This window comes from Rhizobium sp. AQ_MP, from assembly GCF_014237835.1.
GTDB lineage: Bacteria > Pseudomonadota > Alphaproteobacteria > Rhizobiales > Rhizobiaceae > Allorhizobium.
In genome coordinates this window covers 1-26,077 of the sequence record NZ_JACJVI010000014.1, presented here as the reverse complement: position 1 = coordinate 26,077, position 26,077 = coordinate 1, and the positions used below count along the sequence as shown (strand labels likewise).

The 26,077-nt window shown below is 61.7% G+C and carries 26 protein-coding genes and 1 pseudogene; 14 read left to right on the top strand and 13 right to left on the bottom strand.

From position 1 onward, the window contains the following. The first annotated feature begins 114 nt into the window (after window positions 1-114). The 4 genes from hflK to H6M51_RS18300 all read left to right on the top strand — a co-directional run bounded on the left by hflK (window position 115) and on the right by H6M51_RS18300 (window position 4,083). The gene (gene hflK / locus H6M51_RS18315; protein WP_185811265.1) at window positions 115-1,251 is read left to right on the top strand and encodes an FtsH protease activity modulator HflK; all 1,137 of its coding nucleotides are present in this window, start codon (window positions 115-117) and stop codon (window positions 1,249-1,251) included. A 1-nt stretch (window position 1,252) separates the two neighbouring features. After that, window positions 1,253-2,191 (top strand): protease modulator HflC, encoded by a 939-nt coding sequence (gene hflC / locus H6M51_RS18310; protein WP_185811264.1) that lies wholly within the window; start codon window positions 1,253-1,255, stop codon window positions 2,189-2,191. Window positions 2,192-2,195: 4 nt separating this feature from the next. After that, a complete protein-coding gene (locus H6M51_RS18305) occupies window positions 2,196-2,381 on the top strand; it encodes a DUF2065 domain-containing protein (RefSeq protein ID WP_185811263.1) in 186 nt (61 codons plus the stop codon). 112 nt (window positions 2,382-2,493) lie between these two features. Then, entirely contained in the window at window positions 2,494-4,083 is a 1,590-nt protein-coding gene (locus H6M51_RS18300; protein ID WP_407073597.1) for a Do family serine endopeptidase, read from the top strand. Window position 4,084: 1 nt separating this feature from the next. On the opposite strand, the gene H6M51_RS18295 is transcribed toward H6M51_RS18300, so the two are convergent. The 3 genes from H6M51_RS18295 to serB are packed head-to-tail and all read right to left on the bottom strand — an operon-like array spanning window position 4,085 to window position 7,968. Beyond that, window positions 4,085-6,460, bottom strand: a complete 2,376-nt coding sequence (locus tag H6M51_RS18295; protein WP_185811261.1) for a bifunctional diguanylate cyclase/phosphodiesterase — start codon at window positions 6,458-6,460, stop codon at window positions 4,085-4,087. A gap of 53 nt (window positions 6,461-6,513) precedes the next feature. After that, on the bottom strand, window positions 6,514-7,068 hold the full coding sequence (locus H6M51_RS18290; RefSeq protein WP_185811260.1) for a GNAT family N-acetyltransferase: 555 nt from the start codon (window positions 7,066-7,068) through the stop codon (window positions 6,514-6,516). 9 nt (window positions 7,069-7,077) lie between these two features. After that, a complete protein-coding gene (serB, locus tag H6M51_RS18285; protein ID WP_185811259.1) occupies window positions 7,078-7,968 on the bottom strand; it encodes a phosphoserine phosphatase SerB in 891 nt (296 codons plus the stop codon). Here serB and miaA point away from each other — a divergent pair. Further along, window positions 7,967-8,878, top strand: coding sequence for a tRNA (adenosine(37)-N6)-dimethylallyltransferase MiaA (miaA, locus tag H6M51_RS18280; RefSeq protein ID WP_185811355.1), 912 nt, complete (start codon window positions 7,967-7,969; stop codon window positions 8,876-8,878). The two genes, serB and miaA, sit on opposite strands and share 2 nt — an antisense overlap. Before the next feature lie 4 nt (window positions 8,879-8,882). On the opposite strand, the gene H6M51_RS18275 is transcribed toward miaA, so the two are convergent. Beyond that, complete coding sequence (locus H6M51_RS18275; protein WP_185811258.1) at window positions 8,883-10,988, bottom strand: ATP-binding protein; 2,106 nt, start codon at window positions 10,986-10,988, stop codon at window positions 8,883-8,885. Window positions 10,989-11,354: 366 nt separating this feature from the next. On the opposite strand from H6M51_RS18275, the gene H6M51_RS18270 reads away from it, so the two are divergent. Both H6M51_RS18270 and ilvN read left to right on the top strand, forming a co-directional pair. Further along, the gene (locus H6M51_RS18270) at window positions 11,355-13,112 is read left to right on the top strand and encodes an acetolactate synthase 3 large subunit (RefSeq protein WP_407073600.1); all 1,758 of its coding nucleotides are present in this window, start codon (window positions 11,355-11,357) and stop codon (window positions 13,110-13,112) included. Between the two features lie 17 nt (window positions 13,113-13,129). Next, on the top strand, window positions 13,130-13,702 hold the full coding sequence (ilvN, locus tag H6M51_RS18265) for an acetolactate synthase small subunit (RefSeq protein ID WP_166602354.1): 573 nt from the start codon (window positions 13,130-13,132) through the stop codon (window positions 13,700-13,702). Window positions 13,703-14,031: 329 nt separating this feature from the next. Here the strand turns inward: ilvN and H6M51_RS25065 are convergent. From H6M51_RS25065 to H6M51_RS18245, 4 genes and pseudogenes are all read right to left on the bottom strand, one after another. After that, a pseudogene (locus tag H6M51_RS25065) lies at window positions 14,032-14,307 on the bottom strand (metalloregulator ArsR/SmtB family transcription factor); the annotation flags it as partial. A gap of 127 nt (window positions 14,308-14,434) precedes the next feature. Further along, window positions 14,435-14,914 carry a DUF2269 domain-containing protein gene (locus tag H6M51_RS18255; protein ID WP_185811256.1) on the bottom strand — a complete coding sequence of 160 codons (480 nt, stop codon included), beginning with the start codon at window positions 14,912-14,914 and terminating at the stop codon, window positions 14,435-14,437. A gap of 1 nt (window position 14,915) precedes the next feature. After that, entirely contained in the window at window positions 14,916-16,199 is a 1,284-nt protein-coding gene (locus tag H6M51_RS18250; protein WP_185811255.1) for an SDR family oxidoreductase, read from the bottom strand. Between the two features lie 29 nt (window positions 16,200-16,228). Then, window positions 16,229-17,074, bottom strand: coding sequence for an aldo/keto reductase (locus H6M51_RS18245; RefSeq protein ID WP_185811254.1), 846 nt, complete (start codon window positions 17,072-17,074; stop codon window positions 16,229-16,231). A gap of 156 nt (window positions 17,075-17,230) precedes the next feature. Here H6M51_RS18245 and H6M51_RS18240 point away from each other — a divergent pair, with 156 nt between their 5' ends. The 5 genes from H6M51_RS18240 (at window position 17,231) to H6M51_RS18220 (ending at window position 20,722) form a co-directional block, all read left to right on the top strand. Next, window positions 17,231-17,824, top strand: coding sequence for a LysE family translocator (locus tag H6M51_RS18240; protein WP_185811253.1), 594 nt, complete (start codon window positions 17,231-17,233; stop codon window positions 17,822-17,824). Window positions 17,825-17,844: 20 nt separating this feature from the next. After that, window positions 17,845-18,501: a nitrile hydratase subunit alpha gene (gene nthA / locus H6M51_RS18235; RefSeq protein WP_185811252.1), complete on the top strand. Its 657-nt coding sequence runs from the start codon at window positions 17,845-17,847 to the stop codon at window positions 18,499-18,501. Continuing rightward, window positions 18,498-19,157, top strand: coding sequence for a nitrile hydratase subunit beta (gene nthB, locus H6M51_RS18230; protein WP_185811251.1), 660 nt, complete (start codon window positions 18,498-18,500; stop codon window positions 19,155-19,157). The genes nthA and nthB overlap by 4 nt, the downstream gene beginning before the upstream one ends. Further along, on the top strand, window positions 19,144-19,518 hold the full coding sequence (locus H6M51_RS18225) for a nitrile hydratase accessory protein (RefSeq protein ID WP_246780571.1): 375 nt from the start codon (window positions 19,144-19,146) through the stop codon (window positions 19,516-19,518). Before nthB ends, H6M51_RS18225 begins: the two co-directional genes overlap by 14 nt. 73 nt (window positions 19,519-19,591) lie before the next feature. Then, window positions 19,592-20,722, top strand: coding sequence for an ATP-dependent RecD-like DNA helicase (locus H6M51_RS18220; RefSeq protein WP_185811249.1), 1,131 nt, complete (start codon window positions 19,592-19,594; stop codon window positions 20,720-20,722). A 16-nt stretch (window positions 20,723-20,738) separates the two neighbouring features. Here H6M51_RS18220 and H6M51_RS18215 read toward each other — a convergent pair whose 3' ends face one another. From H6M51_RS18215 to H6M51_RS18205, 3 genes are all read right to left on the bottom strand, one after another. Then, window positions 20,739-21,251, bottom strand: coding sequence for a DUF4405 domain-containing protein (locus tag H6M51_RS18215; RefSeq protein ID WP_185811248.1), 513 nt, complete (start codon window positions 21,249-21,251; stop codon window positions 20,739-20,741). Between the two features lie 110 nt (window positions 21,252-21,361). After that, window positions 21,362-22,048 carry a MerR family transcriptional regulator gene (locus H6M51_RS18210; protein ID WP_185811247.1) on the bottom strand — a complete coding sequence of 229 codons (687 nt, stop codon included), beginning with the start codon at window positions 22,046-22,048 and terminating at the stop codon, window positions 21,362-21,364. Between the two features lie 174 nt (window positions 22,049-22,222). Next, window positions 22,223-23,185: a hypothetical protein gene (locus tag H6M51_RS18205; protein WP_185811246.1), complete on the bottom strand. Its 963-nt coding sequence runs from the start codon at window positions 23,183-23,185 to the stop codon at window positions 22,223-22,225. A 242-nt stretch (window positions 23,186-23,427) separates the two neighbouring features. Here H6M51_RS18205 and H6M51_RS18200 point away from each other — a divergent pair, with 242 nt between their 5' ends. Continuing rightward, complete coding sequence (locus H6M51_RS18200; protein ID WP_185811245.1) at window positions 23,428-24,180, top strand: pyridoxine 5'-phosphate synthase; 753 nt, start codon at window positions 23,428-23,430, stop codon at window positions 24,178-24,180. A gap of 10 nt (window positions 24,181-24,190) precedes the next feature. On the opposite strand, the gene H6M51_RS18195 is transcribed toward H6M51_RS18200, so the two are convergent. Then, window positions 24,191-24,904 (bottom strand): aspartate/glutamate racemase family protein, encoded by a 714-nt coding sequence (locus tag H6M51_RS18195; RefSeq protein ID WP_185811244.1) that lies wholly within the window; start codon window positions 24,902-24,904, stop codon window positions 24,191-24,193. Between the two features lie 164 nt (window positions 24,905-25,068). On the opposite strand from H6M51_RS18195, the gene H6M51_RS18190 reads away from it, so the two are divergent. Continuing rightward, window positions 25,069-25,533 (top strand): Lrp/AsnC family transcriptional regulator, encoded by a 465-nt coding sequence (locus H6M51_RS18190; RefSeq protein WP_185811243.1) that lies wholly within the window; start codon window positions 25,069-25,071, stop codon window positions 25,531-25,533. Between the two features lies 1 nt (window position 25,534). Here H6M51_RS18190 and H6M51_RS18185 read toward each other — a convergent pair whose 3' ends face one another. Further along, on the bottom strand, window positions 25,535-25,921 hold the full coding sequence (locus H6M51_RS18185; protein WP_185811242.1) for a DUF4087 domain-containing protein: 387 nt from the start codon (window positions 25,919-25,921) through the stop codon (window positions 25,535-25,537). Window positions 25,922-26,077: the final 156 nt, after the last annotated feature.

Below are 26,077 nucleotides of genomic sequence, written 5' to 3'. Positions count from 1 at the left end.
CCCTCGCGTTGAAAGCGGGGACCGCGATACCTATAACCCTCTGGAACCTCATGCATGTCGGTCGATCGGGCGACGGGCGGGGGACTTGGGAGCTTTTACAGCAAAGAGGTATTGATGCCCTGGAGCAATCAAAACGGCGGCGGCGGCGGTCCATGGGGCGGCGGCGGCGGCGGTGGTAACAATCAGGGTCCCTGGGGGCAGGGGCCAAACCGGCCACGCGGTAACGGCGGTGGTGGCGGCGGCGGCAATCAGCCCCCGGATCTTGAAGATCTGATCCGCCGTGGTCAGGACCGTCTGAAAAACGTCGTGCCCGGCGGTTTCAACGGCGGCGCCTTTGTCATTGTGGGCATCGTGCTGGTCGCCTTCTGGGCGATGCAGGCCATCTACACGGTCCAGCCGGATGAACGCGGCGTCGAGCTGCGCTTCGGCAAGCCGAAGGAAGAAGTGGCGATGCCGGGCCTGCATTTCCACCTCTGGCCGATCGAGTCGGTCGAGATCGTCAAGGTTACGGAGCAGCAGCAAAATATCGGCAGCCGTCCGACCTCGAACAATCCAGGCGCCGGTCTGATGCTCAGCGGCGATCAGAACATCGTCAGCGTCCAGTTCTCGGTGCTCTACACCGTGTCGGACCCGCAGTCCTATCTGTTCAACCTCGAGGATCCGACGCAGACCCTGCAGCAGGTCTCCGAAAGCGCGATGCGTGAAGTCGTCGGACGTCGTCCGGCACAGGACGTCTTCCGCGACAACCGCGAACAGATCTCGACCCAGGTGCGCGACATCATCCAGGGCACCATGGACACCTATGGCGCCGGGATCGCGATCAATGCCGTTCCGATCGAGGATGCAGCGCCGCCGCGTGAAGTGGCCGAAGCCTTCGAAGAAGTCCAGCGTGCCCAGCAGGACGAAGACCGCTTCGTCGAAGAAGCAAACCAGTATGCCAACCAGCGTCTCGGTCAGGCTCGAGGCCAGGCCGCACAGATCCGCGAAGAGGCCGCAGCCTACAAGGATCAGGTCGTTAAGGAAGCGGAAGGTGAAGCGCAGCGCTTCATCTCCATTTATGACGAATATGCCAAGGCACCCGACGTGACGCGCCAGCGCATCTATCTGGAAACCATGGAGAATGTCCTGCGTAATTCCAACAAGGTGATCATCGACGAAAAGCAGGGGGTCGTCCCCTATCTGCCGCTCAACGAAATCACGCGCCAGCCGGGCAACCAGCCCGCAGGCCAGTCGGCGACGGGAGGCAACTGATATGCAAAATCGTCTTGCCTATATCCTGGTCGCCATCGGCGTTGCACTCTTCTTCGTCTATTCGTCGATCTTCGTGGTCAACGAACGCGAGCAGGCGATCGTCCTGCGTTTCGGTCAGATCCAGGACGTCAAGAGCGAGCCCGGCCTGTACTTCAAGCTGCCGTTTGCCTTCATGGATGCCGACCGCGTTCAGTATGTGGAAGACCGCGCGCTGCGTTTCGACCTGCCGAACATTCGTGTCCAGGTTCGCGGCGGTGCCTTCTATGAAGTCGACGCCTTCGCCGTCTATCGCATCACCGATGCCCGTCGCTTCCGCGAAACGGTCTCGGCTGACCGGGAAGCTGCCGAATCGCGTCTGCGCACCCGTCTCGATGCTGCCCTTCGCCGCGTCTACGGTCTTCGCAACTTCGATGCGGCTCTTTCCGAAGAGCGTGGTTCGATGATGTCGGACGTCCGCAACGATCTCCAGGCAGCGGCTGAAAGCCTCGGCCTGCAGGTGACCGATGTCCGGATCCGGCGCACCGACCTGACGCAGGAAGTCTCGCAGCAGACCTTCCAGCGCATGAAGGCCGAGCGTCTCGCCGAAGCGGAACTGATCCGTGCCCGTGGTAACGAAGAAAGCCAGCGTCGCCGGGCGATCGCAGACCGTCAGGTCGTCGAGCTCCAGGCCGAAGCGCAGCGTGATTCGGAAATCCTGCGCGGTCAAGGCGATGCCGAGCGCAACCGCATCTTCGCCGATGCCTTCCAGCGCGACCCGGCCTTCTTCGAGTTCTACCGCTCGATGCGTGCCTATGTCGGCTCGATGAGCAATCAGGGCACGACCATGGTGCTTTCGCCCGACAGCGACTTCTTCCGCTTCTTCAACAGCGGGGCGGGAACCGGGCAGTCGGTGCCGCCGGCAGCGGCTCCGGCAACACCGCCGGCGGCTGTCGGCAACTGAACCGATGGATGACCTGCTCGCAGGGATCGCCATCTTTCTGATCATCGAGGGGCTGGCCTATGCGCTGGCCCCTCGTTTTCTTGTGCGCATGGCGCGGCTCTTGCCGCAGTTCCCAGAGGACCAATTGCGGCTGCTGGGGCTCACGGCCGTGACAACCGGCGCTGCAATCGTCTGGTGGATCCGCGGTTGACAAGATCTGGTCGCAAGCTCCGGTTATAGCTATTCCGGGAATTGTGATTTTGCCTTCGCCCATTCCGCCTTATGTTCTCTCAGACGCCAGACAATCAGTGAGGAAGCCGATGATGAAACCTGCCCGCACCCCGCGAGTAATCCTGCCGGCTCTTCTCCTGGGGACGGCACTGGCCGTCGGTGCTGTGGGTACGGCAAGCCCCGTCATGGCGCAGGGACCCGATTCGGTTGCCGATCTCGCCAGCGGGCTTCTGGGCGCGGTCGTCAACATCTCAACATCGCAAAGCGTAGCCGAAGAGGGTGAGGGACCGTTGCCGCAGGTACCGGAGGGCTCGCCATTCCAGGAGCTTTTCGAGGATTTCTACAAGAACCGCGAGGGTGGCGGTGCCAACAACAGGGTCAATTCGCTGGGCTCCGGCTTCGTCATCGATCCCACCGGATTCATCGTGACCAACAATCATGTGATCGAGAATGCCGATGATATCGAAGTCATCTTCTCCGACGGCTCGAAGCTGAAGGCAAAGCTGATCGGCACCGATACGAAGACTGATCTGTCCGTGCTCAAGGTCGAGCCGCCGCAGCCGCTCACCTCGGTCAAATTCGGCGATTCCACCAAAATGCGCATCGGTGACTGGGTGATGGCGATCGGCAACCCGTTCGGCCTCGGCGGATCGGTGACCGTCGGCATCATTTCGGCCAGCGGACGCAACATCAATGCCGGGCCTTACGACAACTTCATCCAGACGGATGCGGCGATCAACAAGGGCAATTCCGGCGGTCCCCTGTTCAACATGAATGGCGAGGTCATCGGGATCAACACGGCCATCATATCGCCGAGCGGCGGATCGATCGGTATCGGCTTTGCCGTGCCGACGGAACTGGCTCAGAACATCGTCAAGCAGTTGATCGAATTCGGCGAAACCCGACGCGGCTGGCTCGGCGTACGTATCCAGCCGGTCTCGGACGAGGTGGCGGAGAGCCTGAAGATCGGCCGGGCACGCGGCGCACTCATCAGCGGGATTGTCGAGGGAGGGCCTGTCGCCAATGGTCCGATTCAGGTCGGTGACATTGTCACCAGCTTCAATGGTCGGCCGATTGCCGAAACGCGTGATCTGACGCGCATCGTGGCGGAAAGCCCGATCGGCGAGCCGCTCGATGTCGTGATCCTGCGCGATGGCAAGGAACAGACTGTGAAGGTGACGCTCGGTCGCCTGGAAGACGACGAGGTCGCCAGCAACGAGACCGACCCCGAGACCACGGTCGAACCCGGGGAGGAGGGGACCGCGCCGGATGGTGACCAGCAGGCACCCGCCAACCCGCCGGCCACAGACGAAACTCCTGATGGCGGTCAGCAGGCAGAGCCGCCGGCGGCTGATGGCCAGGCCGAGCAGAGTGCGCCTGTGACCGAGGGGCTGATCGGGGTTGAGCTGACAGCATTGACCGACGCCAATCGTCAGAGCTTCTCGATTGCCGAAGGCGTCGAGGGCGTGCTGATCACACGCGTGCTTCCGGGGTCGAAAGCCGAGGGCAAGGGGCTCAAGGTTGGCGAGGTCATCGTGGAGGTGGCGCAGGAATTCATGAAGACGCCACAGCAGGTCGCCGAGAAACTCACGAGCATCAAGGGTGAGGGGCGGCGCAGCGGGTATCTGATGATCGCGGACAAGGATGGCAATCTGCGCCTCGTAGCCGTGCCGCTCGAATAGTCTAGGCGGATAGCCGCTGCACGGATCCGTTCGTCTGCTTCAGATATTCCTCGAACGCGTCCACAGGCATTGGTCGGCCGGTGAGGAAACCCTGGATTTCGCCGCAACCCATCTGGCGCAGACGCTCCAACTGCTCCCTGGTTTCGACACCCTCGGCTGCAACGCTCATGCGCAGTTCGCCGGCGAGCCTGATGACGGCATCGACGATGGCTCGGCCGTCCGGATTCGTTTCCAGGTCGGAGATGAAGGACTGGTCGATCTTCAACTTGTCGAAATGATAGCGGCGAAGATAGCTGAGCGACGAGAAACCAGTGCCGAAATCGTCGAGCGCGATCCTGACGCCAAGACGGGAAATCGATTCCAGTGTCTGTTCGACTCCTATCGCCGTCTCCATCAACAGGCTCTCCGTCACCTCCACTTCCAGACGTTGGGAGCGTAGTCCGTTCTCGGTGATGGCGGTTTCGATCAGCGGCAGAAGTCCGGGACTGAGGAACTGCCGCGAAGAGAGATTGACCGCCACACGGACGTTGTCAGGCCAGGTGGCCGCATGTCGACAGGCCTGGCGCAGCACCCAGCTGCCAATCGCGGTGATCTGGCCTGCTTCCTCGGCGATCGGTATGAATTCGCTGGGACTGATCGCGCCCAGCTTCGGATGGTTCCAGCGTAGCAATGCTTCGGCACAGACCACCTGCCGGGTCTCGGCGCTGACAAGCGGCTGGAAGTGGACGGTCAGGCTCTCCTCGGCAATCGCCAATGCCAGTTCCTGCTCCAGGAGACTGCGCCGTCTGGCCGCGGCGTCGAGAGAGCTGTCGAAGAAGCGGTAACGGTTGCGACCGTCGGTCTTGGCCCGATAAAGGGCCAAGTCTGCGTTGCGCATCAACTGATCTGGTTCGGTTCCGTCAATCGGCGCACAGGCGATGCCGATGCTGACGCCGATCTGGGCGGAGCCGCAGCCCAGAGTGATCGGATGGGCGAACCTCTCGATGATGCGCGATGCGAGTGTCGCTGCGCTTCGCGGGTCGTCGACACAGGCATGCAGGATGGCGAACTCGTCGCCACCGACGCGTGCCAGCGTGTCGTTTTCGCCTCGCAGCTGGCTGAGAATGCTGGCTACGGTCCGCAGCAACTCGTCACCGGCGGTATGGCCGAAATTGTCATTCACCTGCTTGAAGCGGTCGAGATCAAGGAGAAGAACCGAAAAGGCGTCGCCGAAGCGCTCGTAGCGCGAGACGGCCCGTTCGAAGTCCTCGGACAGAAGAACGCGGTTGCCCACTTCCGTGAGAGGATCGTGGCGCGCCATATGTTCTATGCGCAGGCGGCTTTCGCGGTTTGCGGTGACGTCGCGACCAACGCCGCGATAGCCTTTGAAGCGCTCCTGCTCGTCATAGATGGCCTTTGCGGTCACGGACCAGATGCCGAGTTCGCCACCGACTTCGACGCAAAGGTCCTGATCACGGAAGGACTGCCGGGACATCAGGCAATTGGCGAAGTTTTCGCGGCAGTCGTGTCCCTCCAGACTGACGGAGGAAAACGGCATGATAGTCATCAAGGGTCGACCGAGAACCATGTTCTCCGGAATCTGCAGCTTGTCGTAGAAGCGGGCCGAGGCGCGTTCCAGATTGAGATCGCTGTCGACGCCCCAGAGCCAATCCGAGGCGTTTTCCTCGAAGTCGTTCAGCAGCAGCCCGATGACATCGCGTTGCTCGTCGGCCGCAAGCTTGGCCCGGACGCGCTCGGTCAGGCTTTTGCAAAGGGCCAGCGACGAGCGGATGATGATGGCGGCGAAAACGATGTAGAGTGCGAAAAGATAGGCGCCAACGATCGAGCCATCCCGTAAGAGCGCGATTGCCGCACCAAATGCGATCATGCCGCAGAAGACAATGGACGCAGGTGGTATGGTCGCCAGAGCAAACCCGCCGCCGCCAGCCATTCCGACCGTGAGGGCGATCAATACCATTCGCTGGGTCTCGTTGGCCGACGGATAGGCAACGATGTCGATGGCAGCCCATAGAGCGCTCAAGATGGCGGCATAGACGACCGTACGGTTCGTGCCGCGCAGACTTGCACGCTCCCGCTGACCGCGCTTGCGGTTTCGCCACCAGGACAGGCTGGTATAGAAAATGATCGCGAGCAGCAGGCCACAAATGGCGTAGACGGCCGGTGCCGAAGGGCTGCCTTGAAAAACGAAGATTGTCAGCGTGGCATTGCAGAGGTTGGCCGCCATCATCCAGGGCGTGCTGCTGGAAAGGACCGAAAGTCGTATCGCACGGATACGATCTGCCTCCTCTGCCGTCTGGTCCTCTTCACCGAGACGCAAGAAGCGGTCCACCATGGTCGATATCTGAGAGGCTGCCCGCGCCAGGAATGTTTGCTCCATGGCGCCATTCATACCATCTATATTTTAAGTGCCCGTAAATTAGTCACTTCAATTCATCTGCATCCCCAGCTTTGCTCGCTTCGAAACAAGACGTGCCGCTTCAGTTGTGGATGTGTATCGGGAACATGCGGATGATCAAAGTCACGATCCTGGAGATGTTGCATGCCCAGGCGACGCATGACGGCGATGGAGCGGAGGTTGTCATGCACAGCAAAAGCATAGATCTCACTCATGCCGCAGGTCTCATGCCCGTGTTCCAGAAGCCGTGCAGCTGCTTCCGTTGCGAAACCTTGGCCCCAATACCGTGTCGCCAAACGCCAACCTATTTCGATGGCCTCGGCCGGTAGGATGCCGGGAAGCCCTGCATGGGCCAGACCGCAGAATCCCATGGCCTCATCCGTGCCACGATCGGCCAGCGCGTAGAAGCCGAGGCCGGTTTCGGCGATCATGTCCCGATTGCGGTCAAACAAGAGATTGCATTCCGCATGCGAGCGGCGGAATGGGAAGAACTCCATGACCTTCACGTCTCGATTGATCTCGTAAAACAGATCGCGATCCTCTTCCCGCCAGTTGCGCAGGATCAGCCGCTCGGTTTCTACAATCCGCATGCCCGCTCCTCAGTGGGTCACAAAGTCGGACTTGCGATAACCTTGGAGATAGAGGAGAGCGGTCAGGTCGCCGTGATCGATGCGAATCCTCGCCTCGGCGGCCACTGCAGGCTTGGCATGCAAGGCGACGCCTGAACCTGCGATGCCGAGCATGCCGAGATCATTCGCCCCGTCACCAACCGCAATGACCTCGGCCGGGCTGATGCCCAGCCGGTTCGTGATTTCGAGTAGGGAATCGACCTTGGCCTGCTTGCCGAGAATGGGTTCGGCGACCTCACCGGTGAGGATGCCATCCCGTTCGATCAGTGTGTTGGCACGATTTTCGTCGAATCCCAGCATGGCCGCGATCGGCCCGGTGAAGACGGTAAACCCACCAGACACGAGTGCGGTGTAGCCGCCCCTCGATTTCATCGTCGCGATCAGCTCCGTGCCGCCTGGTGTCAGGGTAATGCGCTTGGCAATGACTTCCCCGACCACGGAGATCGGCAGGCCCTTCAGAAGGGCGACGCGCTCCCGGAGTGCGGGTTCGAAGGCAATCTCGCCATTCATGGCCCGTGCCGTGATCTCAGACACCTTCTCCTTCAAGCCGACCTCGGCGGCCAGTTCGTCGATGCATTCCTGGCCAATCATGGTGGAGTCCATATCGGCGATCAGGAAGGACTTGCGGCGCGTGTCGGCGTCCTGGACGGCGACGTCCACCGGATGGCCCTCAAGAGCCTTGCGCAGCAGGCGTTCTGCCTCAAGCGGATCGGTGCCATCGGCAAGCGCAATATCGCAGGCGATCCCATCCGCGAGCCAGTACACGCGAGAGGACGCGACGGCATCCGCAGCCTTTTCGGCAAGCGATGGGCTCAGAACAGGGTTTGACGGATTGGCGACAAGCGTGGCAACCAAGGCCATGATGGAAGATCCTAGCAAGAACAGAGACGCGATCCTGATAACCGGGCCGACCGCCAGCGGCAAGTCCGCGCTGGCACTGGCCTTTGCCCGCCGTCACCAGGGCGTTGTCATCAATGCCGACAGCATGCAGGTCTATGACACGCTGCGCGTCGTCACCGCCCGTCCCAGCGAAGCGGAAATGGATGGCGTGCCGCATGCGCTCTATGGCCATGTTCCGGCTCAGAGGAGCTATTCGACCGGCGACTGGTTACGTGACGTGGGTGCTCTGCTGGATGAGCTTAAGCGAGCGGAACGGCTGCCGGTCATTGTTGGCGGAACGGGTCTCTACTTCAAGGCATTGACGGGTGGACTATCGGCGATGCCAGTGATCCCGGATGTGGTGCGCGCCGATATCCGCCGTCGATTGGAGGTGGAAGGGGCTGAAGCGCTGCATCTTGAACTCTCGAACATCGACCCGCCGGTCGCAGAGCGCCTCAATCCAGCAGACGGCCAGAGAATTGTCCGGGCGCTGGAAGTCCTCCGGGTCAGTGGGCGATCTATTGCCGAGTTTCAGGGGCATTCGGGGCCCATGTTGGTTGATCCCGATCGGGCGCGAAAGCTGATTGTCCTGCCTGATCGAGCGGTGCTGCACGAGCGCATCAACACGCGCTTTGGGAAGATGATGGAGGAGGGGGCGGTCGATGAGGTCGAGACGTTACTTGCGCTCGGTCTGCCGCCCGAAATGCCCGCGATGAAGGCAATCGGCGTTGCGCAGATCACCGACATGCTCGCAGGTCGCATTGGCCGCGAAGATGCGGTCGAGCGCGCGTCTGCAGCAACACGGCAATATGCCAAGCGGCAGATGACTTGGTTCCGCAACCAGATGGATGAGAGCTGGGCGCGTGTCGATCCGGCGAGCTTCCGGCTCTAAGTGGTCAATCCCGCTTGTAGAGGCTTGATAGCGGCTTCTTCAGGATGCTTTCGCGCAGGGAGGAGCCGCCTTCGCGGCGCAGTTGCTGCGAGCCGAAGCTAGGGGGCGCAGGGTCTGCCGCATAGCCGGGTGACGGTGTGGCCGGTCGCGGCCTTAGATTGTCGTCCACGCCCGATCGTGGAAGCATGTCCGGCCGATATGGCTCGATTGGTGGCGTCTCGGATGCAGCCAGGCTCTGTCGCTGAATGGGGGGCTCGAATGAAGGCCTTTGGCTGGTCTGGTAGGTTGAATGCTGTTGAGGCGTCACCGCCGGGCTGCGCGGCGGGGGCGCGGAATGCTGATCGTCGTCGTCGAACTCTTCGTCATCATAGACGCCGTCTGGGGCTTGTGGCAGATCGTTCCGACCGAGGCTGCTTTCGAAGCTCTGCTGGAAGGCCGAGATGTCTGGCCCGGAGATGGCACGCATACGACCGACAATGGTGCGAAGATCAACGGTATCCGGCGTCTCCTCGGTGTGTTTGGCGTTGACCCCATTGGCTTTCGGCAGTGCCGATTCATCGACCCGGGTGAAACGCATGCGCATTGGCACTGCGATGGCCTCACCAAAGGCGATGGCTTCGCCGTTGCCGATCGATGAAATGAAGCTGGTGGTCGAGATCGAGCTATCGGGGATCGCCGACCGTATGATTTCCTGGTCCCGGTCGTTGGCAAGTCGCATGGCAAACAGCGTCGAGCACTGCGACAGGATGGTCTGGTCGAGTTCGCCAGGACGCTGGGTAATGACGCCCAGAGAAACGCCGTATTTTCGGCCTTCCTTTGCGATGCGCGCAATCGCTTGGCGCGTCGGGAAGAAACCGAGTGTGGGATCGGCTGGCACGTAACGGTGGGCCTCCTCGCAGACGACCAGCATGTGGATAGCGCCATTCGACCAGAGCGCCAGCTCGAAGGCCATGCGGCAAAGGACCGACGCTACGGAATTGACAACTTCCGAGGGGATGCCGGCGAGCTGGAAGGTCGAGATCGGTCGGTCATCTCCCGGGATACGGAAGATGTGCGCGATCGTCTCCATGATCGTGTCGCTGATCGTATTGTTGGAGAACATGAAGTGATAGCGCGGATCATTCACCGCTGACATGATCCGCATCTTCAGCGACCGCAGGAACGGCTTTTCCGACCGTCCCTCCAGCCGGCCGATCCGCTCGTCGATCAAGGCGAGCAGGTCAGCGATGCGGTAAGGTACCGGCGTGTCTGCTGTCATCGAGCTCTTGTCGGCCATACGGCGCATAAGTGCGCTCTCATTGCCTCGGAAGGCACGCTTCGCCTCGGGCATCAGATCGCGCAGGATATCCAGTTCCTCTGCGACCGGGGGACGGCCGCGGAACAGCACTTCAGCAAATTCCTCAAGCCGCATCAGCCAGAAGGGCAGGTCGAGCGTGTCGGTGTCGATGACGACGGCGAGCTCTGGGAAGGCTGCGGCGAATTCGTTGTGCGGGTCGAGAATCAGGATTCGCAGCTTCCGATCGCTTTCGATCGCCTTGCGCAGGAGAAGCGAAACAGCGGTCGACTTTCCGACACCGGTCGATCCGACGACGGCAAAGTGCTTCGACAGCATCGATGGAATGTGAATCGTTGCGTCGATCGATTCATCCTGGGTGAGCTTGCCGATGACGGCGGTGTCCCCAAGGCGGGTGTCGTAGATGCGCAAAAGGTCGGCGGCGCGGATGCGGTGCGCGATGGCGCCGAGATAGGGATAGCGCGAAATGCCGGTCGAGAAGACTTCCTTGCCATCCTGCTGGACAAACACCTCGCCGAGGAGCTCGACCTCGATCAGGAACTGGTTGTCGGCGCCGTCGCCCCAGTCCTTGCCTTCGGTCTGCATCGAATAGGCAAGCGCGACGACGCGGTTCTTGCCGACGCTGATCGAGATCAGTCGGCCGACGGACCAGAGCTCCGTAAGGTCAGTGCCGCCATCTGCTGCGACGGCGGATATGGTCGCGCGCGAGCCGTTACAGGCGACCACGCGCCCCAGCATTCGGTTGCCAGGCCGCATTCCATCGCGGCGGTCTTGTTCTCCGGCGTCGCCGGACTTGTGAAGATCATCGTTCAACAAGCGCATTCTCCCTGCTGGCGCAAGCTTAGGAGAGAGCGCTTAAAACTTCGTGTAGTTCGTTAGGTCCCCGGTGAGAATTGAGGCGGTGCCGCGCAACAAACTTTCGCGAGCAGTCGCGAAATTTTGCAAAAGATGCGTTGACGCTTGCGGGCTTTCTGGCTAACACTTCGGCCCATGAAAAACTCGGTTGCACTTATCGTGGTGGGAAGGCGCATGGGCAGGATGGTGTAACCATCCGGCGACAGCCACCCATGCGCTAGATGACAGGCTCCTCAAAGGGGCCTTTTTTTATGCCCTGAACCGGGTTATCAGCCCCAAAACCAAGAAGGCAGATGGAAACAGAGCATGACGGGTAAAGACAATCAGATGACTGGCGCCGAGATCGTCCTGCGCGCGCTCAAGGATAACGGTGTCGAGCATATCTTCGGCTATCCCGGTGGGGCCGTGCTTCCGATCTATGACGAGATCTTCCAGCAGGAAGAGATCCAGCACATCCTCGTGCGTCACGAGCAGGGCGCCGGTCACGCTGCGGAAGGTTACGCAAGGTCAACCGGCAAGGTCGGCGTCATGCTGGTCACCTCCGGCCCCGGTGCGACCAATGCGGTGACGCCTTTGCAGGACGCGCTGATGGACAGCGTTCCGCTCGTCTGCATCTCCGGCCAGGTGCCGACCTCGCTGATCGGCTCCGACGCCTTCCAGGAATGTGACACCGTCGGCATCACGCGCCCCTGCACCAAGCACAACTGGCTGGTCAAGGACGTCAACCAGCTGGCCTCGATCATCCATGAAGCCTTCCGCATCGCCCAGACGGGCCGTCCGGGTCCGGTTCTCGTCGATATTCCGAAGGACATCCAGTTTGCCACCGGCACCTATACGCCGCCGGATGCACACAAGGCGCTGAAGAGCTACCAGCCCAAGGTTTCGGGCGATGCCCGAGCGATCCAGGCAGCCGTGGAGCTGATGGCGTCGGCCCGCCGTCCGATCATCTACTCCGGCGGTGGCGTCGTGAACTCCGGTCCGGAGGCAACCAAGCTGCTGCGTGAACTGGTCGGCCTCACCGACTTCCCGATCACCTCGACCCTGATGGGCCTCGGCTGCTATCCGGCCTCGGGCAAGAACTGGCTCGGCATGCTCGGCATGCACGGTTCCTATGAAGCCAACATGGCGATGCATGATTGCGACGTCATGGTCTGCATCGGCGCGCGCTTCGACGACCGTATCACCGGCCGCCTGAACGCGTTCTCGCCGAACTCGAAGAAGATCCACATCGACATCGACCCGTCGTCGATCAACAAGAATGTCCGCGTCGACGTGCCGATCACCGGCGATGTCGGCCGGGTTCTGGAAGACATGGTCCGCGCCTGGCGCGCCCTGCCGAAGAAGCCCGAGGCGTCGCAGACGGCCGAGTGGAATGCGACCATCGCCAAGTGGCGTGCCCGCAACTCCTTCGCCTATACGCCGTCGAAGGACGTCATCATGCCGCAATACGCGCTGCAGCGGCTCTATCAGCTGACCAAGGATCGCGACACCTACATCACGACCGAGGTCGGCCAGCACCAGATGTGGGCCGCCCAGTACTACGGCTTCGAGCAGCCGAACCGCTGGATGACCTCGGGTGGCCTCGGCACCATGGGTTACGGCCTGCCGGCAGCACTCGGCGTGCAGATCGCCCATCCGGACGCGCTCGTCATCGATATCGCGGGCGACGCTTCGATCCAGATGTGCATTCAGGAAATGTCGGCCGCCATCCAGTATGAGGCGCCGATCAAGATCTTCATCCTGAACAACCAGTACATGGGCATGGTCCGCCAGTGGCAGCAACTTCTGCACGGCAACCGTCTGTCGAACTCCTACACGGAAGCCATGCCTGACTTCGTCAAGCTGGCCGAAGCCTATGGTGCCGTCGGCATTCGCTGCGAAAAGCCCGATGATCTCGATGGCGCGATCCAGGAGATGATCGACGTGAAGAAGCCGGTGATCTTCGACTGCCGCGTGGCCAATCTCGCCAACTGCTTCCCGATGATCCCATCGGGCAAGGCGCATAACGAGATGCTGCTGCCGGACGAGGCGACGGATGAAGTCGTTGCCAATGCCATCGATGCCAAAGGCCGTCAGCTCGTCTGACCGGGAGGAACAAGACCATGAACGCACATCTTCAGCCGACCGGTTCGGCCTACTTCATCGCCAAGGAAACCTCGGCCATCGAGAGCCATACGCTTTCGGTGCTGGTTGACAACGAGCCGGGTGTGCTTGCCCGCGTCATCGGCCTGTTCTCCGGTCGCGGCTACAACATCGAGAGCCTAACGGTCTCCGAGACCGAGCACGAGGCGCATCTGTCGCGCATCACCATCGTGACGCGCGGCACCCCCGGCGTGCTCGAGCAGATCAAGGCGCAGCTCGAGCGCATCGTTCCGGTGCATCGCGTTGTGGATCTGACCGTTCGTGCGCGGGAACTGGGTCAGGAGCGCCCGATCGAGCGCGAGGTGGCTCTGGTGAAGGTGGTGGCGGATGCGGAAATGCGTGCAGAGACCCTGCGCCTTGCCGATGCTTTCCATGCCAAGGTGGTGGACGCGACCGTCAACCACTTCATCTTCGAGATCACCGGCAAATCCTCCAAGATCGACCAGTTTGTCTCGATCATGAAGCCGCTCGGTCTCAACGAGATCTGCCGCACCGGGATCGCCGCGATGAACCGCGGCCCGCAGGGCATGTAAGGAATTCGGGAATTCCCGAACTGAATAAGGGCGGCCTCGCGGTCGCCCTTTTTTGTTGTCTTGTCTCTTCAGTTCATGCCGAGGAGATCAAGGAGGCCCATCTGCTTCGGTGCCGGAGGCAGGTCAGCCTCCGCTTTTTTCGGCTTTTCCTTGGCCGTCTTCTCACCGGCCTTGGCCTTTGAAGACTTTTCCGGTTTGTCCGAGGCTGCCTCGACGTCTGCCGGATCGGCCTTCTTCCTTGTGGGCTTCTTCGTCTTAGCGACCGGTTCCTCGGGTGTCGCCGCCTCGACCAGCTCGCCGTCGACCTGGGTCGTTGTCAACATGGCTGTCAGCGCGTGACGCAGGGCTGCGGGTCTCAGGCTGTAGTGGATGTACTGGCCCTTCTTCTCGCCCTCGATCAGCTCGGCGTTTTCGAGGATAGAGAGATGCTGGGAGATCGAGGGCTTGGCCATGTCGAAGCGGGCAGCGATTTCGCCGGCGGTGAGCGTCGACTGTGACAGATGCACCAGCATCATCCGCCGCGGATCGGAGGCGAGCGCGTGAAAGACGCGGGACGAGATCTTGTCCATTGCCGGATGCGGGTCGGTCTTGCCGCGTTTTGCCATGTCACGCCTCTCAGTCTGCGGTTTTCACACCGCAATTTTCAAATTAGGCAATCTCCTAATTTCCTGAGGGGCTGCGGTAAAGTGCCGGAAATGCAGGGGCTGTGGATAGATCGCGATTTTGCGATGCTCAGAAGCCGATCGGGATGTCGGGCTTGTTCAGCATCAGCCAGAGGATGGCCATGACCGAGAAGAAGGCGGGAAAGCCGCAGGCAAACCAGACGCGGAAAAGCCTTTGATAGCGGGGCGGCAGCGGAGTGCCGGCGGCGGCTGCCTCCCGGGCGAGATCGCGCAGGCGGATCTGGATCCAGACGACGGGCAGCCAGAAGAGGCCGACGACGACATAGAGGATCAGAGACAGAAGCACCCAGCCTGATGTCAGCGGCCAGCCGATTTCGTAAGCCAGCCAGGCGCCGGTGATCGGCTGCAGGATGGCGGCGGTCGCGGTGAAGATCGTATCGGCGATGACTACCGACCCGGCGACATGGGCAATTTGCGTCGGATTGCCGGTCTTGTGCGCCAGCAGCATGAAGAAGGCGATGCCCGCGCCCGTGCCGAAGAGTACGGTTGCCCCGATCACGTGGACAAAACGCAGGACCTCTTCCAGCATCTCAGCGCTCCTCCAGGACAGCAAGGGTTGCGAGCGTCAGCAGGATCGAGGGCAGAACCTTGACCAGCGGTCCCAGTGGATCGAGCCAGAGGGTCGGTTCGATCAGCGTTCCGCCGGCGAGATAGGCGAGCGACACGGCGATCATGCCGAGCATGGCCCGTTTTGCCCAGGGCTGGACGAGGATTGCCAGGCCGAGCGCGATGTCGAGCAGGGACGTGACGATGGTGACCGTCAGCGCCGTGCCTGCCGACATGCTGGCGCCGAAGCGCAGCGACGTGGTCACCGGATCAAGGAGCGGCACCAGACCGGAGACGATCCAGAACAGCGAGAGCGTCAGGATCATCAATGGCTTCAGCAGGTAGAGACGGGCGAACCAGAGGTCCTGCACGGCGGCGGGCTCCGATGCCAGCCTGAGCGTCGGGTCGGGCGCGGTCAGGGTCGGGCGGGCTTTGTCCGGTGCCACGCCGATGCCGCTGATGCGGATCGCGGTGGAGCGCAAGGGTGAGCGCCAGCCGAGGCGCCCGGCGAGATCGGCGACAAGTGAGAGAGGTCGAGCAAGGCCTGAGGGCAAGCGGATGACGGGTGCATCGGCAAGGCCAAGCCAGCGGCGGTAAAAGCGTGCCATCTCCTCGACGCTGCGGGTCGGTTCGCCTGCAAGCACCAGATCGGACCCGGGCGCGATGCGGCCCTCGACGGCGTCGAGCACCGCTTGTGCAACGTCGTGCACGTGGACGGCATTCATGGGGCTTTCGGCGTCCACCAGCGGCAGCACGCCGGGGAAGGAGGCGATGGCTCGGAGCAGGGCGGTGCCGCCATAGGCATTGCGTCCGACCACGACTGTCGGGCGGAGGATGACATAGGGGAGCCCAGAAGCCGCGAGCGCGCGGTCGGCCTCCAGCTTGGTCGTCATAAAGGCGGTGCCGGCGCTCGCCAGGTTGTCGGGTGCCGAGATCTGGATGATGAGCGGAGGTGTTGCGCGCGTGGCGGCCGCCTGTTGCAGGGCAAGCATGGCGTCCCGCTGCACGGCTACGAGATCGTCGCGCAACCCGTCCTGCAGGGCGCCGGCACAGTTGATCACGGCGGTGACGTCGCCAAGCAGAGAATGCCAGTCTGCTGCTTGCCGGAGCGTGCGGAGATCGCGGGCGATCCAGGTTGCAGCGGGAACACGGGCGCTGGCCTGCCTGGTGTCGCGGCCAAGACCGGTGACCGTATGGCCGGCTTGGCTGAGCGTGAGCAGAACCTGCTGGCCGATGAAGCCGGTCGCGCCGAGGACAAGGATGGTCATGCGTTCACTTTCCGCCGTGCCGGTCGAGATCAGATCATGTCCAGCGGCATTTTGCGCGCCGGTGGCGGGAAGGCTGCGTCAAGGCGGGCCCAGTCCTCGTCTGAGATTTCGAGATCCACCGCGTCGCGATTCTCGTGCAGGCGGCGAATGTTCGAGGTTTTGGGGATCGGTATGACGCCGTCACGCTCCAGCAAGAAGGCAAGGGCAACCTGCGCCGGGGTCGCCTGATAGGCCTTGGCGATGTGAATGAGTTCGGGATGGTGCAGGATGCGGCCCTGCTCGATCGGTGAATAGGCCATAATCGGGATGCCGTGCTCCTGGCACCAGGGCAGGAGATCGAATTCGATGCCGCGGCGGGAGAGATTGTAGAGGACCTGATTGACGGCGCAGTTTTCGCCATCGGCCACGGAGAACAGCTCTTCCATGTCGTCGACATCAAAGTTCGAGACGCCCCAGGCGCGGATGCGACCGGCAGTCTTCAGCTCTTCCATTGCCGCGACTGTGTCTTCGAGCGGGTGTTCACCACGCCAGTGCAGGAGATAGAGATCGAGATGGTCGGTCCCCAGCCGGTCGAGGCTGGCATGGCAGGCCTTGATCGTACCGTCGTAGCTGGCATTCCAGGGCAGGACCTTCGAGACGAGAAAGGCGTCTTCGCGCCGATCCTTCAGCGCTTCGCCGACAATGCGTTCAGCACCGCCATCGCCATACATTTCGGCCGTGTCGATCACCGTCATGCCAAGATCGAGCGCCAGCCTGATGGCATCGACTTCCGCCTTGGCCTCGGATTTCGTTTCGCCCATCATCCAGGTGCCGAAGCCGAGCGTCGGGATCTCCGCGCCGCCCGGCAGGGTGACAGTGGGGATGGCGTCATGCATGGTGATCCTCCTTGAGGCGGGACGCGCGAAGGATAGCGAGGCGGTCCCACGAGGCAAGGACAAAGCGCTGTTGCCATCGTGTCACCATAACAAGAATGCGGCTGGCGCCTGGCGATATGGCAGTTAGGCTGACATAAAAATTCGGGAGAAACATTCATGTCGGCCGATACACTTCTTGCGCTCGTCCTGTTTGCCTTCGCGACCTCGATCACGCCGGGGCCGAACAACATGATGCTGTTTGCGTCGGGCGTGAATTTCGGTTTCCGGCGGACGGTGCCGCATATGCTGGGCATCGGTGCCGGGTTCCTCTCCCTCCTGATCGGTGTCGGCATGGGGCTTGGCGCCGTGCTGCATGCCTATCCGCCGGCCTTCATCGCGCTCAAGGTCGCAGGCGGTCTTTATCTCCTGTGGATCGCCTGGAAGATCGGCTCGTCTCGGTCGATGGGCGAGGGCGAGGCCAAGGCGCGACCGATGACGTTTCTCGGCGCTGCCGCCTTTCAATGGGTCAATCCCAAGGCCTGGGTCATGGCCGTGACGGCCATGGCGGTCTATCCTAATCCGGAGCAGTATGCTCTGACGGTCGCGATCGTCGCGCTGGTGTTTGCTGCCGTGAACGTGCCGAGTGTCTCGACCTGGGCGGGCTTCGGCTCGGCGCTCAGGGAGTGGCTGTCGGTGCCGGTCCGGCTCAAATGGTTTAATATCACCATGGCTGTGCTGCTCGTGCTCAGCCTCTGGCCCATGCTGAAGTAGCGCTGAAACAGGAATATCCGATGTCCGGTCATTACCACGACCACGACGATCATCACCATCACCATGGTCATGATCACCACCACGACAACCAGTATTCGGACATGCAGGCGCGGGTGAAGGCGCTCGAAACACTTCTGACCGAAAAGGGCTTGATCGATCCTGACGCAATCGATGCGATCGTCGAGACCTACGAGACCAAGGTGGGTCCAAGAAATGGCGCGCGGGTCGTGGCCAAGGCCTGGGCCGATCCCGAGTTCGCCGACTGGCTGAAGCGCGATGCAACGGCGGCGATCGCGAGCCTCGGATATACCGGGCGGCAGGGCGAGCATATGCGCGCCGTCTTCAATACGCCCGACACCCACAATCTCGTCGTCTGCACGCTGTGCTCTTGTTACCCGTGGTCGGTGCTCGGTTTGCCGCCGGTCTGGTACAAGGCGCCGGCCTATCGCTCGCGGGCGGTGATCGATCCGCGCGGTGTGCTCGCCGAATTCGGGGTGAGCCTGCCGGAGGAGATGCGGATCCGCGTCTGGGATTCGACGGCGGAACTGCGCTATCTCGTCGTGCCCTTACGTCCGGCCGGATCCGAGGCGCTCGACGAAGAGGCGCTCGCCGATCTCGTGACGCGCGATTCAATGATCGGCACGGGCCTGGCGCTTACCCCGGAGGGTTCGCGATGAACGGGCCGCATGATCTCGGCGGACAGATGGGCTTCGGTCCTGTCGGGCCGGAAAAGGACGAGCCTTACTTTCATGCCGAATGGGAAAAGCGCGCGCTCGGGATCACGCTCTCCTGCGGGGCTTTCGGCGCCTGGTCGATCGACGAGAGCCGCCATGCGCGCGAGAATATTCCGCCTGCCAGCTATCTGGCGGCAAGCTATTACGAGGTCTGGATCCGTGGTGTCGACATGCTGCTTGAGCGGCATGGCTTTGCCACCGCCGAGGAGCTGGAACAGGGCCGGCACCTGGAGCAGGGCCGCGTACCGAAGCGCGTGTTGAAGGCGGACATGGTCGAGGGCGTGCTGGCCCGTGGCGGGCCTTGCGACCGTCCCGTCGAGACCGAGCCGAAGTTTGCCGTCGGTGACCGTGTGCGCACGAGGAACTTCCATCCGGCCGGCCATACACGGCTGCCCCGCTATGCACGGGCGAAGACGGGTATCGTCGAGGCGGTGCAGGGCGGTTTCGTTTTCCCTGATGATAATGCCCATGGACGGGGTGAAAACCCGCAATGGGTCTATACGGTCGTGTTTACAGGAGACGAGATCTGGGGCGAGGGCGTCGATCCGACGCTGACCGTCTCAATCGATGCCTGGGAGAGCTATCTTGAGCGTGTGTGACACGGTGACTGATCTCGCGGCTTCGCCGGGCTTGCCGCGTTCTCCCGAAGGGGCGCCCGTTTTTGCCGAACCCTGGCAGGCGCAGGCCTTCGCCATGACGGTGCATCTTCACGCGCGAGCCATTTTCAGCTGGGCGGAATGGGCGGAGAGCCTGTCCGCCGAAGTGCATCGCCCTGAGCGGGCCGCGGACGGATCCGACTATTTCGATGCCTGGGTCGTAGCTTTGGCGGGACTTCTGGAGCGCAAGGGGCTGGCCGATCGCGACACCGTCGAGGCCTTGCGCGAAAGCTGGCAGCGGGCGGCGGAGGCGACGCCGCATGGTGCGCCGATCGAGCTTTCAAACGACCCGCTCAGGGGTTGATGTCCACGATTTGTTCTGATTTTGCCGGCTTTGGCCTTGCATCGGGCCTCCGAATCCGCGCATGACCTAGGCCATGCAATTCGCGCCCCAGCAAGACGAGGCCCTCAAGGCCGTTTCGAAATGGCTGAAGGAGGGGAAATCCCCCGTCTTCCGGCTGTTCGGCTATGCGGGTACCGGCAAGACGACGCTGGCCAAGCACTTTGCCGAACATGTCGATGGTGACGTGCTGTTTGCGGCCTTTACCGGCAAGGCGGCGCAGGTCTTGCGCTCGCGCGGGGCCTCCAACGCCAAGACCATTCATTCGCTGATCTACCGCCCGCGCGGTGAAGAGGCGGTGGAGGACGAGGAGACCGGCAAGACATCAATTGCGCCGATGTTCTCGATCAACCGCCAGAGCCCGGTCGCCAAGGCGGCACTGATCGTCATAGACGAATGCTCGATGGTCGACGAGGCGCTCGGGCGCGATCTGATGAGCTTCGGCACGCCGATCCTGGTGCTCGGCGATCCCGGACAGCTTCCGCCTGTCTCCGGCGGTGGATTCTTCACCGATCAGGAGCCGGACTATTTGCTCACCGAGATCCATCGCCAGGCGCGTGACAATCCGATCATCCAGCTCGCGATGCATATCCGCGAGGGCAAGGAGATCATGTATGGCGATTACGGCACGACGGCCCGGGTGATTTCGAAGAACGAGGTGACGCAGGATCTCGTGCTTGGAGCCGATCAGGTGCTGGTCGGAACCAACAAGACACGGCGGCGCTACAACATGCGCCTGCGGGAGCTGAAAGGCTTTACCGTCGATTATCCGCAGGCCGGCGACAAGCTGGTGTGTCTGAGGAACGACCAGGTGAAGGGCCTGCTCAACGGCTCGCTCTGGCAGGTCATGACCTCGTCGCGCGAGACGGTGAAGCCGGGGATCAATCTCCTGATCAAGCCCGAAGACGACGACATGGATCGCGGGGCGGCGAAGATCAAGCTTTTGAAAGCGGCCTTCGAGGACATCGAGACCGAAGTACCCTGGTCAACGCGCAAGCGTTACGACGAGTTCGATTACGGCTATGCGCTGACGGTCCACAAGGCGCAGGGTTCGCAGTGGAACGACGTCGTTCTGTTCGACGAGAGCTGGGCGTTCCGGGATACGCGCGAGCGCTGGCTCTATACCGCCGTCACTCGCGCCGCAGAGACGCTCACCATCGTCCGGTGAGCTCTCTTGTTTGGAGTTATCGCGCCTTCAAGGCTGTCAGCGTCGCCATCAGTTCCATCGTGTCCTTGCCGGAGGCCGTCGCGATTTCGGTCAGCGGCTTGGTGTGATCCGCTGCTGTAAAGCCGCCCTGCTTCAACGCGTCGACGACTTCCGCTTCTGTTTTCCCGAGCAGTGGGGCAACCTGACCCGCCGTGCCCGCGGCGACCACGTTGACCATGGCAAAGGCGGGATTGCCGCCTGCGCTGCTTGCCGAACCCGTCATGGCGGGCCAGGCGAAGACAAGGCCGGCGACCAGACAGAGGCCGAGCGACAGCGCCATGGGCAGGCGCTTGAAATAGGCGAGGAACGGCCGCCAGTTTTTCCAGACATGCAGCACGAAAGGCAGGATCAGTACCAGGCTCAGCCATTCATGCATCTCGCGGAAGGCTGATGTGCCAAAGTGGAAAAACAGCGCAATTCCGGAAATCAGGGAGATCAGGAAGAGACCTGTGGTGAAAGGGGTCGCATAACGGGAGAGCAGGCTTGGCATGGCGAAGACCTTGGTCGATGAGTACGACCAGCTCCTAGTGCCAGCCTATCATGATGTCCCGTTAAACTTCCTCCACTTTTGATGATCGGCAATACAATCACGCGCTACGTTCAATTCGCGACCATGCCGAGAAGGACTGCTTTCGCGACGGCCTGAAACCTGTTTTGTGCTTCAAGTTTGTTGATGATGCTGGTTTCCAGTGCAGCAACCTCATCGGTCCTCAGTTCCAGCGTGCGCCCGATGCGGATCGATGTGTAGCCCTCGACCATCAATTGCAGGCAGCGTGCCTCCATTTCGGAGAGGTTCGGTCCCCTTTGCTCGGTGCTCAGCCGTCCCGGCTCGGCATCCTCATGCTCCAGCAAGGCGTTGAGTTGCTGCAATTGCCGGTGAACGGTCGACAGGTTGGCGGCGAGTTCCCGGCGCCGGGCCAGCAGCGTTTCCTCAAGGATCAGATTGGCCTCGCTGGTGGATGTCGCCGTCTCCAGGGTCTCGAACAGGTCCTGGATCACCGAGATCGGCATGCCGACCTCCCGGCAGACATTGATGAGCGCCATTCTGGCAATCTCGTCGCGCCCGTAGACACGCATCAAGCCCATCCGCCGCGCAGTCAGGAGCCCCTTTTCCTCGTAGAAATGCAGGGTCCTGTGCGTGACGTTGAAAAACTCCGCCATTTCCGCGATTGCAACGGGTTCCTTGGGTGGGGTCCTGCTCAGCGCAATATCCGGCAGAAACATCTGCTTGCCGGTCTGAATGGATACACTTGTGATCGGTTGCAGATGGTGAGTTCCGTTCGACATGTTCCCCTCCATGTTCAGTGTCGACGCGTCTGCTGGATCCGATGGTCCGCCTCTTCTTTTCCGATCACCCCGCTGTCTTCCGAATCTCCGCCAGTTTGGAAGGTATAGTATATTCGGAATCCGTAAAATAAATTTTCAATGCCTGCTGACATGCATGGTGAGGGTGAGGGCGCTTCAGCGGCAGAGGGCAACGAGCGTCGACATCTCGGTGATGATCTCGCTGCTCTGGCTCAGACCGGCCCATTGCTGCTGGAACCGGCGGGCGCTGACATAGGATTCATCGGTGCGCTCGAGGGTGTAGCGATAGGTTGCGTCGAGACACTGCATCCGGCCCGTCGAAAGCGCGTTCTTGTGGCAGAAGCGATAAATGGTGCCCGGGATGGTGAGGTTCGCGCCAGCAAAAGCGTTTGCGATGGCCCCGATTTCCAGGCTGTCTCCGGTGGTTTCGTAGAGGCTGGCGCTGAGGGGCACTTCGCTTTCGGAGCGCATATGGCGCAATGCGAGTTTCAGCACGCCGTCGCGGCCTTCTGCCCTGAGCTCGAAATGGAGCGGATGGGGAGCTCCGCTCTGAAAGGCCGGCTTCTCCTCGGGGCCGGCGATGGACACTGCCCACAACCGCGAATTCCACAGGCGCATGGCATTTGCGAAGATCGAGGCAAGCTGATCTCCGACGGCCGGGCGACGGATGAAGAGGCGCGGCAGGCATGGGGCCTTGTCGCCTTCTTCCATTGGCTCGATCATCTGCGTGTCGATCAAGCCGGTGTCGCTGCGGTGGAGAGGGCGATGATCGCGCGCGACGCGTTCATATACCGGAACATAGCTGCCAAGAGGGATCCGGATCCGGAGCGGATCATCCCGCCCCTCGCAGGCATAGAATTGGTTCAGGAGCTTGCGCAGCTTGCCGGCCTGAACACGCACCAGGGGGTCGGTGCCGGGATCAAACCCGTGCCCGCGGCTGAAGACATCAATGCCGATGGTGTAGCCCTTTAGTTGATGCGACAGGCCGAGTTGTTCCATCTCGACGATGAATTTCAGGAAGGATCGCAAGCGTTCCGAGCGCGCAAAGGTCTGGCTCCGCAAGACCCGCTGCAGTGCTTCCGAAATCTGTCCGCCATCGAGCGTGGCTTCCGTCGACATGCTTGCTCCAACCGTTCCAGGGCGCCTGCGCATCACTCCAGCGCGCGCATGTGTGCGATCCGTCACAATCGTGAACCTGACTAAAGCTTGGGGCCGTAGCGTCAATACCTTAAAGTCTGGGGGGTCGGGTCAACTGCCACTCATCAATTTAGCGCATCGTACCATTTGCGATTCTCGTTGGCCTTCGACCCCTGCATGCCTTAAGGATGCCGCCAGAATTCATAAGCCGGATCACGCCGCCCATGCCTGCCAAGCTTTCCGTCAATCTCAACGCCATCGCCATGCTGCGCAACCGCCGGGACCTTCCCTGGCCAAATGTTGCCAACCTTGGCCGTATTGCCCTGGCTGCCGGTGCCAGTGGCCTTACTGTGCATCCGCGACCGGATCAGCGCCATATACGTTTCAGCGACCTGCCGGTGTTGCGTGCTCTGATCGATGACGAATTTCCGCAGGCCGAATTCAATATCGAGGGGTATCCGAGCGAGGATTTCCTGGCGCTCTGCGAGGCAACCGAGCCGGAGCAGGTGACTCTTGTGCCCGACGACCCGTCGCAGGCGACTTCGGATCACGGCTGGGACCTCGGCCGCCATCAGGATTTCCTGAAGGGGATCGTCGCAAGGCTCTCCGGCAAGGGCATGCGGGTCTCGCTGTTCGTGGATGGCGACGGCCGGCCCGAGCCGATGGCACTCGCGCGCGCTACCGGTGCTCAGAGGGTCGAGCTTTACACCGGCCCCTATGGCGGCTGCCACGACGATCCCGGACAAGCCGTCCGCCAGGTCGAGCTGCTGGGGCGTACGGCCGATGCGGCGAAAGCCGAGGGACTGGAGGTCAATGCCGGCCATGACCTGACGGTCGAAAACCTGCCGCTGCTGGTAAAGCGGATCCCCTATCTTGCCGAAGTCTCGATCGGTCACGGGCTGACTGCCGATGCCCTGGAATACGGTATGGCAGAAACGGTAAGGCGTTTCTGCCGGGCCTGTGGCCAGGCGATCTGACCGCAGGACGTCAGGCTGCGCGGACCGCGTTTCTCTCGGTCAGTGCAAATTCCACCGCCGCTTCGGCATGGATGGTCGTCGAGTCATAACCTGACAGCGGGAGCTTGACCGGATCGAGGATCAGGCAGATTTCGGTGCAGCCGAGGATCACGCTGTCGGCGCCGTCTGCCTTCGCGGTCTTGATGATCTCAATGAGGCGGTCACGCGACGGATCGAGGATGCGGCCTGCGCAGAGTTCGTCGAAGATGATGCCATGCGTGGCAGCGCGGCCGGCTTCATCCGGGACCATGATCTCGATTCCGTGACGTTTCATGCGCTCGGCATAGAAGGGCTGCTCCATGGTGTAGCGGGTCGCAAGCAGGAGCGGGCGCTTTGCACCGCCGGCCTTCAGGGCGCGGGCGGTCTCGTCTATGATGTCGATCAGCGGGACGCTCAGGGCTGCTTCAACCTCGTCTGCCACCATGTGCATGGTGTTGGTGCAGATCAGGACACAGGCGGCGCCAGCCTGTTCAAGCCCGCGTGCAACATCGGCAAGGCGCTTGGCGGCCAGATCCCAGCGGCCCATCTTTTGTAAAGCGACGATCTCTTCGAAATTGACCGAGTGCATCAGGACTTCGGCCGAGGCCAGACCACCGAGACGGGCGCGTACGGCCTCATTGACCTGGCGGTAATAGACCGCCGAACTCTCGAAACTCATCCCGCCGATCAGGCCAATCGTCTTCATCTCTCGTCTCCGTCGTTTGATGCAGACATCATGACCTGCGCCACACGCGATGGAATTGCAATGATGGGATCGGACGCGAAGCTTGGCGCCGCCGGCTCGGCGCGTTATGACAGATTGGCGCCTGATTTTTGCGCAAGAGGAAATGGATTCAAGGAGAAGGCGGCGTGATTGACGAAAGAGACAGGAAGATTCTCGACCTTCTGCAGCGCGACGCCAGCATTGCTGTCGCGGATCTCGCCGAGCGGGTCGCCTTGTCAACGTCCGCCTGCTCGCGGCGGATTCAGAAGCTGGAGGAACAGGGTTACATCGCCCGTCGGATCGTCGTTCTCGACCGGGAAAAATGCGGTGTGCCGACAACCGTCTATGCGCTGGTCAAGACCGCACATCATGCCGATGACTGGATCGAGGAGTTCCGGCGGGCGATCGGCGATATCGGGGAGATTGTCGAGGCGCACCGGCTGACGGGTCATTACGACTATATCCTGAAGCTCGTCCTGCCGCGCGTCGAGCATTACGACGTCGTCTATCGCCGCCTGGTCAAACGCGTTGAACTCTTCGACGTTTCGGCGTCGATCTCCATGGAAACCTTGAAGCACGGCCATGCCGTTCCGGTGGACTACGCCCGTTAGTTTACTCGGGGGAAGGCAGCGCCTTGTCGGCCCTGCACTGGCTGATCGGCAGCTGTTTCACGGCGTAGATTGCCGAGATGCGCCCGAGGAAGGTCTCGCCAAAGTCACCGCTTCGTTCTGTCTCGACTTCGATGCAGGCGCAGGCATAGCCATAATAGCCATTGGTCTGAATGAAGTCGCCGGTGGTAAAGTCGGGCAGGTTCTCCATTCCGAGCGGCTCGAGATCCGAGCCTTGCGCCGTCATGATCCAGGAACCCTCGCCATCATCAAGCCAGTAGTTGCCGGGTGTCGGGTTCTGGACCCAGCCGCAACGGTTTTCCTTGGCGAGCAGCGGTGTTGCGGCCGACAGGGCGAGCGTGAGCGGCAGAATGAAGGAAAGATGGCGCATGAATGACTCCTCGATTGCGAAACCAATCTAGGGAGAGCCGGCGCGGTCGAGAACGGCCATTATTGGACGGGTCGGTAAAACATGAAAAAGGCCCCGGGACCGAGATCCCGGGGCCGGCACGCACCCTGAAGATCAGGAGGCGTTGGAGAGGGTGCG

Coding starts and splice junctions, on each gene's coding strand:
- H6M51_RS18245 (WP_185811254.1), bottom strand. CDS start 17,074: ATGCATGACGCCATCCCCACTGTCACCCTGCCGGGCGGCGCGGAGATC.
- H6M51_RS18200 (WP_185811245.1), top strand. CDS start 23,428: ATGCCTGCCAAGCTTTCCGTCAATCTCAACGCCATCGCCATGCTGCGC.
- H6M51_RS18255 (WP_185811256.1), bottom strand. CDS start 14,914: ATGCTGGAAGAGGTCCTGCGTTTTGTCCACGTGATCGGGGCAACCGTA.
- H6M51_RS18240 (WP_185811253.1), top strand. CDS start 17,231: ATGTCGGCCGATACACTTCTTGCGCTCGTCCTGTTTGCCTTCGCGACC.
- hflC (WP_185811264.1), top strand. CDS start 1,253: ATGCAAAATCGTCTTGCCTATATCCTGGTCGCCATCGGCGTTGCACTC.
- H6M51_RS18290 (WP_185811260.1), bottom strand. CDS start 7,068: ATGCGGATTGTAGAAACCGAGCGGCTGATCCTGCGCAACTGGCGGGAA.
- H6M51_RS18250 (WP_185811255.1), bottom strand. CDS start 16,199: ATGACCATCCTTGTCCTCGGCGCGACCGGCTTCATCGGCCAGCAGGTT.
- H6M51_RS18210 (WP_185811247.1), bottom strand. CDS start 22,048: ATGTCGAACGGAACTCACCATCTGCAACCGATCACAAGTGTATCCATT.
- H6M51_RS18185 (WP_185811242.1), bottom strand. CDS start 25,921: ATGCGCCATCTTTCCTTCATTCTGCCGCTCACGCTCGCCCTGTCGGCC.
- nthA (WP_185811252.1), top strand. CDS start 17,845: ATGTCCGGTCATTACCACGACCACGACGATCATCACCATCACCATGGT.
- H6M51_RS18295 (WP_185811261.1), bottom strand. CDS start 6,460: ATGGAGCAAACATTCCTGGCGCGGGCAGCCTCTCAGATATCGACCATG.
- H6M51_RS18305 (WP_185811263.1), top strand. CDS start 2,196: ATGGATGACCTGCTCGCAGGGATCGCCATCTTTCTGATCATCGAGGGG.
- H6M51_RS18215 (WP_185811248.1), bottom strand. CDS start 21,251: ATGCCAAGCCTGCTCTCCCGTTATGCGACCCCTTTCACCACAGGTCTC.
- ilvN (WP_166602354.1), top strand. CDS start 13,130: ATGAACGCACATCTTCAGCCGACCGGTTCGGCCTACTTCATCGCCAAG.
- H6M51_RS18300 (WP_407073597.1), top strand. CDS start 2,494: ATGAAACCTGCCCGCACCCCGCGAGTAATCCTGCCGGCTCTTCTCCTG.
- H6M51_RS18195 (WP_185811244.1), bottom strand. CDS start 24,904: ATGAAGACGATTGGCCTGATCGGCGGGATGAGTTTCGAGAGTTCGGCG.
- nthB (WP_185811251.1), top strand. CDS start 18,498: ATGAACGGGCCGCATGATCTCGGCGGACAGATGGGCTTCGGTCCTGTC.
- H6M51_RS18270 (WP_407073600.1), top strand. CDS start 11,355: ATGACTGGCGCCGAGATCGTCCTGCGCGCGCTCAAGGATAACGGTGTC.
- miaA (WP_185811355.1), top strand. CDS start 7,967: ATGATGGAAGATCCTAGCAAGAACAGAGACGCGATCCTGATAACCGGG.
- serB (WP_185811259.1), bottom strand. CDS start 7,968: ATGGCCTTGGTTGCCACGCTTGTCGCCAATCCGTCAAACCCTGTTCTG.
- H6M51_RS18205 (WP_185811246.1), bottom strand. CDS start 23,185: ATGTCGACGGAAGCCACGCTCGATGGCGGACAGATTTCGGAAGCACTG.
- H6M51_RS18220 (WP_185811249.1), top strand. CDS start 19,592: ATGCAATTCGCGCCCCAGCAAGACGAGGCCCTCAAGGCCGTTTCGAAA.
- hflK (WP_185811265.1), top strand. CDS start 115: ATGCCCTGGAGCAATCAAAACGGCGGCGGCGGCGGTCCATGGGGCGGC.